The organism is Arthrobacter sp. 05L417, assembly GCF_056397865.1.
Map to the genome: position 1 here is coordinate 44,417 of NZ_JBFTOG010000003.1, position 14,041 is coordinate 58,457.

Annotated in this window: 16 protein-coding genes; 5 read left to right on the forward strand and 11 right to left on the reverse strand. The window is 61.4% G+C overall.

Annotated features, from left to right (window positions below):
* Positions 1-52: 52 nt before the first annotated feature.
* Positions 53-505 carry a MarR family winged helix-turn-helix transcriptional regulator gene (locus AC1DJW_RS03575; protein ID WP_476900754.1) on the forward strand — a complete coding sequence of 151 codons (453 nt, stop codon included), beginning with the start codon at positions 53-55 and terminating at the stop codon, positions 503-505.
* A gap of 85 nt (positions 506-590) precedes the next feature.
* The gene (locus AC1DJW_RS03580; protein ID WP_284751835.1) at positions 591-1,202 is read left to right on the forward strand and encodes a VOC family protein; all 612 of its coding nucleotides are present in this window, start codon (positions 591-593) and stop codon (positions 1,200-1,202) included.
* 104 nt (positions 1,203-1,306) lie between these two features.
* Here AC1DJW_RS03580 and AC1DJW_RS03585 read toward each other — a convergent pair whose 3' ends face one another.
* The 3 genes from AC1DJW_RS03585 to AC1DJW_RS03595 all read right to left on the reverse strand — a co-directional run bounded on the left by AC1DJW_RS03585 (position 1,307) and on the right by AC1DJW_RS03595 (position 3,353).
* The gene (locus AC1DJW_RS03585) at positions 1,307-2,080 is read right to left on the reverse strand and encodes an ABC transporter permease (protein ID WP_476900755.1); all 774 of its coding nucleotides are present in this window, start codon (positions 2,078-2,080) and stop codon (positions 1,307-1,309) included.
* Positions 2,073-2,861 carry an ABC transporter ATP-binding protein gene (locus AC1DJW_RS03590; protein ID WP_476900756.1) on the reverse strand — a complete coding sequence of 263 codons (789 nt, stop codon included), beginning with the start codon at positions 2,859-2,861 and terminating at the stop codon, positions 2,073-2,075. Before AC1DJW_RS03590 ends, AC1DJW_RS03585 begins: the two co-directional genes overlap by 8 nt.
* An 81-nt stretch (positions 2,862-2,942) precedes the next feature.
* Positions 2,943-3,353 (reverse strand): VOC family protein, encoded by a 411-nt coding sequence (locus AC1DJW_RS03595; RefSeq protein ID WP_476900757.1) that lies wholly within the window; start codon positions 3,351-3,353, stop codon positions 2,943-2,945.
* Positions 3,354-3,466: 113 nt separating this feature from the next.
* Between AC1DJW_RS03595 and AC1DJW_RS03600 the strand changes: the two genes are divergently transcribed.
* Positions 3,467-4,450, forward strand: coding sequence for a helix-turn-helix transcriptional regulator (locus AC1DJW_RS03600; RefSeq protein WP_476900758.1), 984 nt, complete (start codon positions 3,467-3,469; stop codon positions 4,448-4,450).
* 60 nt (positions 4,451-4,510) lie between these two features.
* On the opposite strand, the gene AC1DJW_RS03605 is transcribed toward AC1DJW_RS03600, so the two are convergent.
* From AC1DJW_RS03605 to AC1DJW_RS03615, 3 genes are read right to left on the reverse strand one after another with little or no spacing between them, the layout of a single operon-like run.
* Positions 4,511-5,275 (reverse strand): alpha/beta fold hydrolase, encoded by a 765-nt coding sequence (locus AC1DJW_RS03605; RefSeq protein WP_284751840.1) that lies wholly within the window; start codon positions 5,273-5,275, stop codon positions 4,511-4,513.
* A 47-nt stretch (positions 5,276-5,322) separates the two neighbouring features.
* A complete protein-coding gene (locus AC1DJW_RS03610) occupies positions 5,323-5,715 on the reverse strand; it encodes a type II toxin-antitoxin system VapC family toxin (RefSeq protein ID WP_284751841.1) in 393 nt (130 codons plus the stop codon).
* Complete coding sequence (locus AC1DJW_RS03615) at positions 5,712-5,981, reverse strand: type II toxin-antitoxin system Phd/YefM family antitoxin (RefSeq protein WP_476900759.1); 270 nt, start codon at positions 5,979-5,981, stop codon at positions 5,712-5,714. Before AC1DJW_RS03615 ends, AC1DJW_RS03610 begins: the two co-directional genes overlap by 4 nt.
* A gap of 290 nt (positions 5,982-6,271) precedes the next feature.
* On the opposite strand from AC1DJW_RS03615, the gene cspE reads away from it, so the two are divergent.
* Positions 6,272-6,475: a transcription antiterminator/RNA stability regulator CspE gene (gene cspE / locus AC1DJW_RS03620; protein ID WP_028266315.1), complete on the forward strand. Its 204-nt coding sequence runs from the start codon at positions 6,272-6,274 to the stop codon at positions 6,473-6,475.
* 419 nt (positions 6,476-6,894) lie between these two features.
* Here the strand turns inward: cspE and AC1DJW_RS03625 are convergent, their stop codons facing one another.
* Positions 6,895-7,581 carry a hypothetical protein gene (locus tag AC1DJW_RS03625; RefSeq protein ID WP_476900760.1) on the reverse strand — a complete coding sequence of 229 codons (687 nt, stop codon included), beginning with the start codon at positions 7,579-7,581 and terminating at the stop codon, positions 6,895-6,897.
* A 905-nt stretch (positions 7,582-8,486) separates the two neighbouring features.
* Between AC1DJW_RS03625 and AC1DJW_RS03630 the strand changes: the two genes are divergently transcribed.
* Entirely contained in the window at positions 8,487-10,832 is a 2,346-nt protein-coding gene (locus AC1DJW_RS03630) for a helix-turn-helix transcriptional regulator (protein WP_390279436.1), read from the forward strand.
* Positions 10,833-10,865: 33 nt separating this feature from the next.
* Here the strand turns inward: AC1DJW_RS03630 and AC1DJW_RS03635 are convergent, their stop codons facing one another.
* Genes AC1DJW_RS03635 through AC1DJW_RS03650 form a run of 4 tightly spaced genes read right to left on the reverse strand, consistent with a single transcriptional unit; the run spans position 10,866 to position 14,038 of the window.
* Positions 10,866-11,498, reverse strand: a complete 633-nt coding sequence (locus AC1DJW_RS03635; RefSeq protein ID WP_284751845.1) for an ABC transporter ATP-binding protein — start codon at positions 11,496-11,498, stop codon at positions 10,866-10,868.
* Positions 11,450-12,979: a hypothetical protein gene (locus tag AC1DJW_RS03640; RefSeq protein ID WP_476900761.1), complete on the reverse strand. Its 1,530-nt coding sequence runs from the start codon at positions 12,977-12,979 to the stop codon at positions 11,450-11,452. The genes AC1DJW_RS03635 and AC1DJW_RS03640 overlap by 49 nt, the downstream gene beginning before the upstream one ends.
* Before the next feature lie 6 nt (positions 12,980-12,985).
* Positions 12,986-13,393: a hypothetical protein gene (locus tag AC1DJW_RS03645; RefSeq protein WP_284751847.1), complete on the reverse strand. Its 408-nt coding sequence runs from the start codon at positions 13,391-13,393 to the stop codon at positions 12,986-12,988.
* A 36-nt stretch (positions 13,394-13,429) separates the two neighbouring features.
* Positions 13,430-14,038, reverse strand: a complete 609-nt coding sequence (locus AC1DJW_RS03650; RefSeq protein WP_284751848.1) for a hypothetical protein — start codon at positions 14,036-14,038, stop codon at positions 13,430-13,432.
* Positions 14,039-14,041 lie beyond the last annotated feature (3 nt).

Below are 14,041 nucleotides of genomic sequence, written 5' to 3' on the forward strand. Positions count from 1 at the left end.
GGAGCTCCTTAGTGTCAGTTAGTTGACACTAAGGATATGTCAGAATATTGACATGAGTCAAGACGTCACAGGAGTCAGCCTCGATACATCGCTCGGATATCTCCTTAAGGAGGCGGCCAGTGCGCTTCGCACGGCAATGGAGAGTGTGTTGCGGCCGCTCGGCATGAGCATCACCCACTACGCATGCCTGGAGCTCCTTGCCCAGCGGCCGGGGCTATCCAACTCCGAGCTCGCGAGAGGCGCCTTTGTGTCCCGACAGTCGATGAACGTTCTGTTGCAAGCGCTGGAGCGTGAGGGTCTTGTTTCTCGCGCAACCGAGGCTTCGGTCGGCCGGATACTGCCGACTGAACTGACGGCGCATGGCCGCCAGCAGCTCGAAGCCGCCAGTGCTGCAGTCAAGGCTGTGGAGGACACCATGCGCTCGGGCCTCACTGGCGACGAACAGAAACAGCTTCAGGCCATGTTGAGGACATGCGTCGCTTCGCTGCAAGCGGCCAGCCAATAGAATCGGTCAGGATCGGAGAAGCGGTCGGTGGGGCCCCGGCATAAAGTCGAAAGCACAAAGCAACCCACTCACTGGAGGACCTGCCATGACCGCCATCGAATCAGTCACCCTCGAAGTTCCTGACCCCGCGGCCGCCACCGCTTTCTACGACGCCGCCTTCGGATTAGGCCCGCGGGTGCGCGTGCGGGCCTCGGATGCTCCTACTGACGGCTTCCGGGGGTTCACGCTGTCGCTCGTCGTGTCGCAACCGTCCACCGTCAGCAGCCTCATCGATTCCGCTGTGGAAGCCGGCGCCACGACGCTCAAGCCGGTGGCGAAGTCATTGTGGGGCTACGGCGGCGTCGTACAGGCTCCGGATGGCACGATCTGGAAGGTCGCGACGTCGGCGAAGAAGGACAGCGGCCCCGCCACCCGGGAGGTCGACAAGATAGTGCTCCTGGTGGCGGTCGCGGACGTATCGGCGAGCAAACGGTTCTACGCCGACCGGGGCCTTTCCGTGGGGAAGAGCTTCGGCAAGTACGTCGAGTTCGCCATGCCGTCGAGTCCCGTCCAGCTCGGGCTCTACGCGCGCCGCGCCCTCGCCAAGGACGCCGGCGTCTCTCCCGACGGTACCGGATCGCACCGGCTCGCGATCGGCAGCGACGCCGGCCCGTTCACGGACCCGGACGGGTTCGCGTGGGAGCCAGCCTCAGCGTGAGGCGTTAATGCCGGGGCCGTCGCCAGTAGTCCATCGGCCCGGTGGCTTGGATCGCAACCAGCGCGAAGCATCGGAAGCGGGCTTCGATTTCCTAAGTAGGGGCCCTACCGCGATTCCCATCGGAACCAGCGGATTCCGATGAAGGCGAACACCGCGACATAAGCGACGCACGCCACGAGCGAGCCGGTGTCCTGGCCGCTCCATGCCGACTGGTTCAGAACGTCCGAAAAGAGCGTCATGAGGGCTCCGACTGGAGACCAGTCTGAGATTTCCTTGATCGTGTCGCCGAGGATGCCGGTTCCACCGAGGACGCCGAGAAGCAACAGGGCGATCATGAGCAGCCGGCCGATCGCGCTGATGGCGTTGGTGGACCGGATCAAGCCGACGAGCGCTTGTCCGATGGCCAGGAAGACGGCGGCCCCAAGAATAGCGACGGCGATGACCAAGAGGTACTGGCCAACGTTCAGTGTCAGGCCGTGAACGATTGCACCGACGATTACCACGATGACGGAAGCGATCAGATTGGTGGCCACCTGCACGATGAGGCGGCTGGTCATGATCATCCAGTTCGGTGCCGGCGTGACCCGCAACCTTTGCAGCACGCCGATGTCCCGGTCGTGTGCCAGGGCCAGCGTGAACCCGAGCAAGCACGACGTGAGCAGGCCAAGGGTCAAGGCCAAACCGACGATGAGGGTGGATCCGCCTAGCCGCGATTGCCCTTTGCCGAAGGTTGTGGCCACGAGGATCACGATCGGCAGCAGGGCGCTCAACACAAGTGAGGTCTTGCTGTTGAGCATCACAATGGAGTCCGCGCGAAGCAACGAGCCCATCGCCAAGCCGAGCGGCGGGCGGGCGGTATCGACCCTGGCGTTAGTCACGGATCTCACTTCCTGTCAGCCCTATGAAGACGTCTTCCAGGGTGGGAGCGCCGTGGGCTACTGAGAGCACCCGCGGATCCTCCCTGTGCTTGTCGATCAGCTCCGATGGCTCTCCAACCGTGAGAAGCGCCCCATGGTCGATGATCGCCACCCGGTCACACACGGCCTGCGCTTCCTCCATTGAGTGTGTGGTGAGAAGAATGCTGTTGCCTTCACCCCGGAGTTCCTCGATGCGACGCCACAGTCCTCGGCGCGCCTGCGGGTCCAGCCCGGCGGTTGGCTCGTCGAGGAGCAGAAGAAGGGGGTTGTGGATGGTGGCAATGAACAGTGCGAGCCGTTGCTGCTGCCCGCCCGATAACTGTTTGAATCTCTTGCCCAGCTCTTGTTCGAGTCCGATGGCCCGCATGCTCGTACCGATCTGCTCACGCGAGAGTTTCACTCCGTAAAGCCCGCCGTAGAGCCTTGCGATCTGCTGAATGGTCAGTTCGGCCTGGAAACTGGAGGACTGCAGTTGCACCCCGAGGCGAGCTTTCGCGTCCAGAGGCTCTTCTTGAACGTCGATTCCGTCCACCAGCAGCCGCCCGGATTTCGGCTTGACCAAGCCCTCGATGGCGCTGAGTGTGCTCGTCTTCCCTGCACCGTTCGGACCCAGCAGGCCGAAGATCTCACCGCGATGAATCTGAAAACTGACGCCGTCGACGACGGTCCGCGCACCATAGGCGACCCGCAAGTTGCTGACGTCCAAAACCGGCGGTTGTGCCGGCATATTCACTTCACTCATCGAGCCGTATCCCTCAGGCTGGCCGAGCCGCCCATGGCAGGGCGACGTTGCGATGAGTCTATATGCGGGAACCTGATGTTTTCATGGGAGCCGAGGAGTGTCGAATCGGGCCTGTGCTACCTCGCTGATCGGTGTGAAGAAGTTGATCAGGTTTCCGTCCGGATCCCTGACGAGGAGAGAACGGTTACCCCAGGGCATGTCCGTCGGCTTATTGACGAACACTTCGACGACATCCTGAAGAGCCTTATAGGTGGCGTCGACGTCGTCGACGAGGAAATCCAAGATGATGCTGTGATTCGCGCGAGCCTCGGCGGCATTGTCTCCGAGCAACGGCACTGTGGCTGTGCTTGCGAAGGCTAGCGTGCCGAATGGGGTGCGAAGCTCGGCGAACAACGGGTGAAGCCGCACGCCCGTGATTCCGGTGGCTGTTTCGTAGAACGCGACGAGCGCGTCGACGTCGTCGGTGATGATGCGGGTGGCTGTCAACTGCATTGCTGTCTCCTCCTGTTGTGAACGTGAATTCGGCCCACGAACCTAGCCATGGACATGACGGTACCGGGTATACCGGGCGAAAACTGCCCGGTATTTTGGCGATAATGGGTGTCATGGCCGACACAACCGCGCGAGCGTTGCAGTTGCTCGAGCTTCTGCAGTCAGCGCAGCTGCGCACTGTTGCCGAGCTGGCAGAACGCCTCGGCGTTGACGAGCGGACGGTTCGCAGAGATGTGGCGCGACTGCACGATCTGGGACTGCCCGTCGAAACGCTGCGAGGGCGCTACGGCGGTTACCGGCTCGCGCCCGGCCAGCGCGTCCTCCCGCTCATGTTCAGCAATGAGGAAGTGGTCGCGGTCTTTCTTGGGCTTGCCCGTGCGAAGGCGGCGTCACACGAACCCGGGATTGCCGCACAGACTGCCCTGTCCAAGATCAAACGAGCATTGCCGATCGCTGACGCGAAGCGGATCGACACCCTGCTCGGGGTGATGACGCGTACATCCCAGCACAGGGGAGCCGCTCCCGACCCTGCCGTGATGTTGACCCTGGCGGAGGCCGTGAACCTTCGACGCGTCCTCGACGTGCGCTACCTTAGCGGCGACGGCGTCCCGTCGCGGCGGACGATCCACCCCTATGGCCTGGTCGCGCACTCAGACCGGTGGTATCTCGTTGCGTTCGTCATAGACAAGCAGGAGGAACGTACGTTCCGGGTAGACCGGATTCGAACGGCTCGGTCGATACCCGGAACCTTCGAGCCGCCGCAGCAACCCGTGGAAGGTCGCCTCCTGGACCTTTTCGCCGATGCGGACTATCGATGGCAGGTCGTGCTGCGAATTCGAGAGACCGAGGACAACATCCGGGCACACCTGCCGCCCAGTGTTGCTCGACTCGAAAGACTGGACCGTGCGGCAGAGCAAGCGAGCGCAGACTCCCTGCCCTGGCATCGGGCAGAGATCCACGCCCAGAACCTCGACTGGCTACCGTCCGTCATTGCGGCGCTCGACTGCGAGGTGGTGATCGATCGCCCCGACGAACTTCGAAACCGGGTGAGGGCTGCAGCGACGAGGATGCTTCACTCGGCCGGTAACGATCAATGATCAACCCGGGCATGTTCGCAGCGGGCGATCCGCGACGAGTCCGCTGAGGGGGCGTGTGTCCTAGACAACCCGATCCGCACGTTCCCAATGCTCCCGCAGCAACGCTCCAAGCCGATCGGGTTCGATCCGGTGCGGGGGATCGAAGTGGTGGCGGTCCGGGAACACTTCGAGGCGGAAGTCCTGGAACACCGTGGACAAGCGCTCGGCAACCTCGCCATAGTCGTCCGGGTTGCTCAGGCCGCCAAGGACGAAGAACACCGGCCGGTCGAACGCGGCAAGCCGCGCCCTGTCCAGGTCGTAAATCTTGAAGTCCCGCAGAAACGCCCTGATCCCCGCCGGCCGTTTGGCCATCCACGGCGGCGGTCCGCCTTCGGGCGGTGGCGGAAGGACGACGTCGGGCTTCACTCCCAGCCTCATGAACGCGGCCATGAACTGATCAGGCGGCAGCGATTCCAGCGCCTCGTATTCGTTCCAGAGTTGGGTGTGCGCGGGACTCCAGTCCCAGCTTCCCGCCCATGCGGGCTCCAGGAGCGTGAGGCTGAGCAGTCGCTGTGGATGCTTGGCGGCGAACGCCAAAGACGCTGCCCCGCCGCCCGAATAGCCGAGCAGATGGAACGTTTCCCAGCCGCGGGCGTCGGCCTCGCGGAGGACGCCCTCGATTTCGGTGTCCAGGTTCCAGCCCGGTGGCGGCTCATCGCCGTCGTACAGTTCCAGGTCCTTCGCGACGGCGTCGACGTCGGGACCCAGCGCTTGGATCAGCGCCCCATAGGCGGGTTGGGCGGGAAGAACGCTCCCCGGAAGAAGGACCACCCGAATCGGCTCCATGGCGGAACTCTACGCCGCTTGGGGCGCCAAGGGAGGGGGAGGAAGGACTATTTTCCGGGGGCGAGGACGGTGACGCCGGCGTCAAGGGCAGCGGCGAGAAGCGCGCCGTCGTAGGCCACCAGCAGATCAGTTTGGAGCCTGATCGCGGTAGCCAGATGGATCGCGTCTGCACTCCGCAGCCTGCCGGGAAGAGCGGCAGCGTACATCAGATCGGAACGGGCAATGTCTACCAGGTTGATGCCGCTCAGGACGGTGTTGACCGGCTCTGCGCCCAGTCCCCGTCGCCGCGCCGCGCAATGAAGCTCCGTATAGAGCAGCATCGAAGCTACGAGGCGGTGTCCTGTCGCCGCGGACGTCGAAAGATACTCAGCGAGGGCAACAGATTCCGGTTCGTCGACCAGAAGCTTGAGGATCGCCGAGGAGTCCACATAAGTGATCACCGATCGCCACGCAGGTCTGCCAGCATGTCCGCGGTGCCCATCTCACTCTTGATCCGGGTCACGAGCCTGAAATCCACGGGACTCTCAGCAGCAGGGCGGACGCTGCCTGACTGCAGCAGCCTTTCGAACGGCGAGGCGGAAGGCGGAATGAGTGTGGCCGCAATTTCCCCATTATTTGTCACATCGATGATTTCGCCGTTTTTGACGCGCTCCAGAATCTTGCTGCTGTTGTTGCGAAGTTCGCGGTGCGGGATCGTAGTCATCATTACCTCCGTAGCAATCGTAGCACTTGTCGGGATTCTGGCTTCGACCGGTAGTTGCCGCAGACCGCAGGAGATCCAGTTCGCGGCGCGCGGCAGATGAAGGATTTTGAGAAATAGTAGCCATCCGCCCAAAGCCCTGTATGCTTGTAGCTGTTGTTGTGTTTGGCATTTGGTAGTTCAGGCAGTTCCCGCGGTTCATCAACCGCGACCTTCTGAAGTAACGGTGGAGAACACCCCACACCGGAGGCCCGACAGTCGGGACAACCTCCACCTTCAGTAAGGAAACTGAAAAAATGGCTACAGGTATCGTCAAGTGGTTCAACTCCGAAAAGGGCTTCGGCTTCATCTCCCCGGAGGATGGCAGCCAGGACGTTTTCGCTCACTACTCCGCAATTAACTCGGGCGGCTACCGCTCCCTCGAAGAGAACCAGAAGGTTTCCTTCGACGTCGAGCAGGGCCCCAAGGGTCCCCAGGCAGTAAACATCCAGGCTCTCTAAGCTTCGGATTTCAAAAAGCAGGGCCGGTCATTGACCGGCCCTGCTTTTTTGTGCCCTGTTTTTGGGTTGGGGTGACTAGGAAGCACTTCGCGACGCGCAAATAACCTGGAGATGCGCTAGATCCCTGTCGACACCTGAATACGGGTGTCGACAGGGATTTGGCGTGTCGCCCAGCTTTTGCTGTAGCGCTCGGTCCCGGGCGGGTCATGTCCGCCCCGGGAGCGTCTCCGCTGAGATGACGGATTCCGCCCAATCATTCGAATGGACAAATTCCGGGCCCGCGGAATCACGGGAGGGGCAACTTCGGCGGAGAGAATGATCCAGCAGAATCCGACGGTGTTCATAGATCGAGGAACCAGCTTCACCCGCCAACACTGGGAAGCAAGCCCTTCCCATACGCACGTTTTGTCGTATAACCCCTATTTCTCGCAGCCGATGCCGTCGCCGTCGTTGTCGAGACCGTAGATGTCAGTCCCGATCACCTTCACCGGGCCACGCACATAGGCAGGCCCATTGCCTTTTCCTCCCGCGCAGTCGACGTCTGAAGCAATCGGAACGCAAGCCCAGGCATAGTTGGGGTCACAGCCCGACGGCGCTGCGGGTGCCGCTTGCTTTGCGGCCGCCGCCGCTGCGGCTGCTTGCGCCGCTTGTGCTGCGGCAGCATCGGCGTCTGCCTTCGCCTGGGCCGCAGCCTGAGCTGCCGCTGCATCGGACGCAGCCTTGTCAGCAGCGGCCTTGTCAGCAGCCGCCTTGTCGGCCGCAGCCTTGTCCGCCGCCGCCTTCGCCGCCGCTGCGGCGCGAGCGTCCGTCACTCTCTTGGACTCTGAGCGTTCCATCCAGACCAAAGCGCCGGCGTCGGACTTTGTGCAGATGTATTCCTTCGGCGAATAGCTCTCCGTTGCGTTCTCCGTCACGCACGACACGGACTTCGGCGCGGTGGGTGTCGGGGTTGGGGTGGGTGTCGCCGATGCGGATGCCGACGCAGATTGCGTGACGCCCGCTTGGGAGGTTGTTGGGCCGGCTCCGCCGCATGCGGCAAGGGAGAGCGCTGCGGCTGTTGATGTGACGATGGCAAAGACCTTGAAAATAGCTTTGCGGGATTTCAAGAAGTCGTGCGACGCGTGCTTTATTGCCCCATTGTTTTCAGGCGCGCGAGTATTCATTTATTGCCCCCATGATTCAGTTCTTGATGCAAATGTCAGCAGATCTTAGCATCTGAAATGCGAGAAAAGAAGGAGTTGTCCACATAGCTGAGAGGGCCTCTTGGCAGGGTCTTCAGAATCAGGGCGCCTGACTCAGATTAGAAACTGTGTTCGATATCAGAAAAGAAGATTCGAATAAATATCCACATGCGCGAGGTTCGATCTAGAGGCGGCCACGAAACCCCCGTAGCGTCGTAAACAAGAGACCACCACCAGGAGAGCCATGGAGAAACCACTGCCAAACCTCACCTCCTTGGACGCCGGGGGAACACTGAGTTTTCATCGGCGCACACGTAGATGCGGAACAAAACCCCACGTCGGCACACGTAGACGCCTCCCCGCGCACACTGAGTTTCGCCAAAACGACACTTAGACGGCGGTTTCGGACTTTACGGTTTCCCTTGGAACGAGGTTCGTCAGCGCACCCCGGGGGGGATTCCGTCGGAGTGCCTGGGAGTCCGCCTGCCAACGCCCCGCTTTGGGCAGGAAACAGTTGAATCGGCTGGACCTCGCGCCACCCAGGGCCCGGAGAGTGCTGGATCAGCGCATCAGAGAAAGTTGGATCGCGAGTGTTCGATCAAGAAGTTCGGCGAACGCTGGACTACGTTGCTCGCGGAATGATGGTTCGAATTGTCGGCGCGCCTGGCAGCGGTCGCACGAGTGTCGCACAAAAAGCTATCGCCGATCTGGAAAATACCGGAGCAACGGTTTATTCCATTTCGGGACTCCGCTCACATCGCGGAATACCATTTGGTGGAATACATAGCCTGAGCCTGGATATTCGAATAGGGCAATTGGGAGTTCTGGGTGTGGCTGACACCCTGGCAAGCCGCCTCTCCAGGCCGGGGGAGCGCGTGATCGTAGTCGACGACCTCGAGTTCGTCGACACGGAGACTGTAGCGGTTCTGGACGCCGTCCGGCGTCGGACAAAACGGCCCATGATCGTCACCATGAGCGAGTCTTCCATCTACTCGATGGCACAGCCTGCGGTGCTCAGCCCCGGCCCGGAAGCCAGGGTTCAGCTGAATCCGCTTCGCTACGAGCAGGTGAACGAGCTCCTGACCGACATTCTGGGAGCTCCGGCGGACACCGACACCACTGCCCGGATCCTGACGAAATCGGCAGGGAACCCGCGGCTTGTGGTTCGTATCGCGGAAACGGCTTCGCTCAGTGGCTTGATTGTCCTCCACCATGGTCAATGGCACATGACGGGCGACACTCTGTGGAATGAGCACCTCCATGGCACGGTCGAATCCCTCCTCGAAGGACTTGAACCCGACGAACTCACGGGCCTTCAAGCCATGGCCATCGCCGGGACGACGCCCCTCGATGTGCTGCAACAGGTAGTCCATTCCGACGTTCTCGACAGGCTCGAACAGCGCGGCCTCGTTTCCGTCATTGAGGATCTCCACAACACGGTCTGCGCTTCGATCACGCCACCCGTCCTGGCCGACTACTTCCGTGGTCAAAGAGTGCTCACAAGCAGGCGGGTCCTGAAGAGTCGAATCGCCCGAGCCCTCAGTGGTTTGCCACAGGAATCCCACGTTGACGTCAACTCGGCCGATTCGCTGCTGAGGGTTCTGGCCGCGCTGCGCCTTGAACGGAGCTCCGACGACGCAGCCACGGCGCGCCATTTTCATGAGCAAATCTCCGTCCTGGAGCGTCAGCGCTACGAGCTGTGGAATGCCGACAGATCGGTATCGAATGCCGTGGCACTTCTGATGGTCTACTGGGGCTCTCCTATCGACGCATCGAGAATTGAGCGTGTCCTTGCCCAGACCTTGACCTCGGAAGGAGAATCCTGCGATCTCCTGTTCCTGGCATTTACCAAAGCGCTTTGGGCGATCCATCAAGGCAAAGGACTGGATTCTGCAGCCGCCGTCCTCAGGAGCTTCGGGGCGGAACGTCCCAAATGGTCCGCCGAAGCCGAAGCGGCGGAGCATTTCCTCGTGGCGTCCTACGACCGAATGCCGGAGAATCTCGACGAAATCTTCGCGCGGCTACACGATCGTCACCCTGAGAGCGGTGTCATATCCAGCATCCGGGGCATTCTGGAACTTTACCGATTCAACCCGTCTGCCGCGCTCAAAGCCATCGCTACTTCAGGCGGATTAAGAGGCATTCCGGGAATCGAACCGTTCATCCGCGGTATGGCTTTGTTCAGCTCGGGGCGGATTGAGGAGTCAATTGTTTTTGCGCTTGACCAGCGCGCAGAAGCTCGCCGCAACCTCGACCAACTCGGGATGATTACCAACACTTATGTGGCCGCCCAGGCTTTGATCTACCGCGGCTATTTCGACGACGCCGAGTACCTCATGGGGAGTGTCTTTGCCATGGGGCGGCCAGGCTTCCTGGTGGCTTCCCTCCACGATGCCATGCTCAGGCTCGCCGGACTGAGGACGGCGACGTCCGCGATCTTGCCTGCAGCGACGCTTGCCACCCAGGCGCGGCGCGAAGCTGAAGAGATCGGCCCGCTCCCCGGGACCGCGAGAGGAGTCTACGAGCTCGTCGCCGCGCGGCCCCTCATCCCGGCTGTATTCGACGGGAAAGCCGCGAAACTCATTCAACGGCAGCTCGAACGTGGCTATGTCCTCGAGGCGATCTATTCCGCCTTGTTCTTCACGTGCCTTCTCCCGGGCCGCAAGGTACTCGAACTCCTTCGGCAGACCTTGAAAGAGTATGCCCCCTCCACTTCACATGATCAGCTTTTGGCAATTGCCGCTGCCGTGGTGGAGGACGACCACCAAATGCTGGGCGCGTTGCTCGAGCATTACGAGCCCGACGCCGATTTCTACCAGGTACGGATGCTGCTCCGCGGTGCTTTCAAGCGGTATGCATTCGTGGACGACACCATCGGTGCGGCCGCGATGGACCGGGCGTACTCCATCTTCGCGACACGATTTCCATCGCCGGATGAGCCTGTCGCGTTTAGTTCCGGAAGCTACTCGCCCCTGACGGTCCGGGAAATTGAGATAGCAGCCCTCGCAGGTCATCGCTCCAACCCTGAGATTGCCGAGCATCTGGGAATCAGTATCAGGACCGTCGAAAGCCACATCTCCAACGCGCTGCGCAAGACGGGAAGCCCGTCCCGCACTGCCCTCTTCGACCTTGTCCGGGATTCGTCTCCGTTTCGCGAGAAACGGCTTTCCGAGTGATCCGGCGTTGTGGGTCTCTGTCTACAACGTTGCTTACTCCTGCTTGAAGACGAAGGAATGGCTAACGGCCAGCTGTTCCGGAACCGTGTGGGAGATAAGGACGACTACTTTGTGCTGTGCCCACTCGCCGAGCTCGCCGATCAGGGCCTCGATGCCTTGAACATCCATGCCGTTGAAAGGTTCATCGATGGCGACTACGGGGGTGTCGGCGACGGTGCACATGAGCAGCCAGAGCTTCCGGATATTGCCCGTGGACAGCATGGAGGCGGGCTGCTCCGCCCAGTCCTCCAATCCGTATCTGGCCAGTCGGGCGAGTCCGGCCTCCGGGCCGAGCTGACGGCTGCGGGCGGCAAGAGCCAGATGATCGTGAACGGTCATGGAGGGGTAGAGCGCCGGCGTCGTACGGCAGACGCTCCGTACGTGGCGCGCATCGGGAGAGCCGGCGTCGATGCCGCAAAGACTTACGCTTCCGGCCCAAGGTTGGAGGAAGCCGCTGATGAGCTCCAGGAGAGTCGACTTCCCGCTGCCATTGCTGCCGGCCACCCGGTAGAGCCCCGGCCCGTTCATGCTGAGACTGAGTCCGTCCAGGACGGGTGAGCCTTGCCGGTAGCCGGCGGTTACAGAATCAATTTCGATCGAAGCCTCAAAAGACGTTGGTGCAGGCATGCGGCGGCTCCCAGGATCAAGAGGATGGAATAGCCCAACAACAGCACGGTGCTGAACTCGGGGCTGACAATAAGGATGAGCGAGCAAGGAGAAATCAGGAGGAGTGTGAAGAGACCGTCCATCACATCATTGGACTTGGTGCCGTCAGTGGTGGTTGGCGGACGGGAGACGGATTCCGCGACGACTCCGGACGCTGCGACGATCAAGCCCGCGAGGACAGCACCAGGAGCCGGAATGTCCAGCGCGAGAAGTGCCCCCAGGAAAACAAATCCACCAGTCGCCGCCCCTGCCATGACGTAGATTCCAACGAGCCGGACGACGATCGCAGTGGCGGAGAAGCCGTTCTCCCACGCGAAACGGTAGTGGTACAGCTTCGCTGTGGGCCCGATCCGATAGAGCGTCGGTTCCGTGACCCCAAGGCCCAGGAGCACGGCAATACCAACCAAGGATTTGTGCAGATCCCCACCGCCGAGAGTCGAGTCGAGGTGGAGGATGCCCCTAGCTCCCAGAAGGATGCCAACGACGGCGATCCAGGCGAGGACGATGGTGGTGATCACCGAGCCCTGTTTGCTGCTCAACAGATCGGTGACAACGAAAAGCCCGAAGCTCTTCACCGCTCGTTGACCGGTCCGCCGTTCGGTGCTGAAGGAAATCCTGCGGTAGCTGAGGCGGCGCCACGCGTGGAGGCTGAGGAGGATCAATATCGCGGATGCAACGACCGCTAGCAAGCACAAGGCAGGAAGGAAGCCAGAGGGGTCCTGGTCGAGGCCGTCCAGCCGGGAGAGCTGAGGCACGAGGAATCCGGTGGCAGCCCCGAGCAACAGCCCGAGGATGAGAGCCAAGAGGCAGTACAGCCAACGGAGGCCTATCCGTCGTGCAGGTGTTGAAGCGAAATGGAGGACGCAGTAGACGCACGCACAGGTGGCGAAAGCCAGGACGGTGACCGAAGCAACCACGACGTTGAGGTAGCTCGACGATTCCTCGAAAAAGACTAAGAGGAATACCGCAGCTGAATACCAAAGGATGCCTGTGCGGCGGAGCGTCGGGAGCAGGCCGTATCTCACCACAACCTGCGGGAGAGGAAGTTCCATCGCACGGAAGAGCTCCAAGTGCGGACTGCCGGACACCGCCAGCCGTCGGCTTGAAACGACCTCGGTGAGCACTGTCGCGCCAGCGGAGTAGAGGATCAAGAGGAATCCCCAATTGAGTACGGTGGCCGTGTCATGGCGGAGCGGGCCGTCGCGGAGAACAGCCATCGTGGACGCGAACACGAGGGTTCCGAGCACGATCATGGCTATCGATCCGAAGATCGCGAGGGCCCTGAAGCCATCCAGCGTGAGCGGCAAACGCATCGCGTTGACGATTTCGAACGCGCGGAAGTCCCGCAGGGTTCGGTAATCGGACCCCCGGACCGAGCCGGCAGGGGTCTTGGCGTTCGACATCTGGCCTGTGACGGCGACGGGAGAGACTTTGGTCCCCATCAGCGCCTAGAACTTGCTCCGCGGACTCTTCTTCTGGACCGAGTCCATGAAGGCCACAATGGTGAGGACCGCAAGCCCGAGCGCACAGACGGCGGCGACGGCCGACGTCGTTCCCTGGAACGGGACGACTATTACGGGACTGAGAGCAGCCGCGTTGGCGAAACCGGCGACGGCGAAAACGGCCGCTTTGAGCGGTAGCCATTTCCCGGCCGGGCTGAAGGCCGCAATCAGCGGTACGGACACGCCGAGGACGAGAAGTACGGTGACGGTCGTGTTCTTCAGGGCGAGGGGATCTATGTTCTTGAGGCCTTCCGGGGCAGGAGAAGCCCAAATCAGGCCGAGGGAAATGCAGGAGAATGCGGCGACCATGAGGCCCACAATTCGTAGAAGAAGGCTGTAGAGCTGAGTAGTCATTGATAATTTCTGTCCGTGGGTGGTGGTTGAGGAAGGTCAGCCGATGGCGACTATTGTTGACAGACCAATGGCCGAAAGCACAACGAGGATCTTCCTGCCTGTGGAAAACCCCCGCCAATGTCGGTAGAAGATCGCCAGGGCAAGTACGGCCATCGAGGGGAAATAGGCCCAATATCCGGGGACTTCCCGCGGTTGGATGACGCCGAACACCACGCTGAATAGGTTCACGGGGATCGTGGCGAGAATGGCGATCACAAAGAACGCCCCGATATTGACGCGGCCCGCGAGTACCGATTTTCCCGGAATCACCCGTTTGTCCAGGAACGCGGCGAGGGAGAAGTACAAAGCGATGATCACCGCGTAGACAAGGAAGAACAAAACGGTGCCGACGGTCATGGAGAGACTAAGCAGGCGATCGTCGCCGATTTCCGAACGCACGTCCGCCGGGACGTTTGCGTTGAGATACTTTCTGGTCAGGGGAAGCCGGAGGGCTACCAAAGCCATGAGCAGAATGTAGCTCGCGATCCACAGACCGCGGGACGTGGAAACCCATTCCTTGGCTGCAGTTGGCTCGGGCCGCAAACTTCCGACCTTCGCGACGCTGATGACGGTCTCGGACTCCCGGCCGTCTTCCGTGCTGGTCATGAA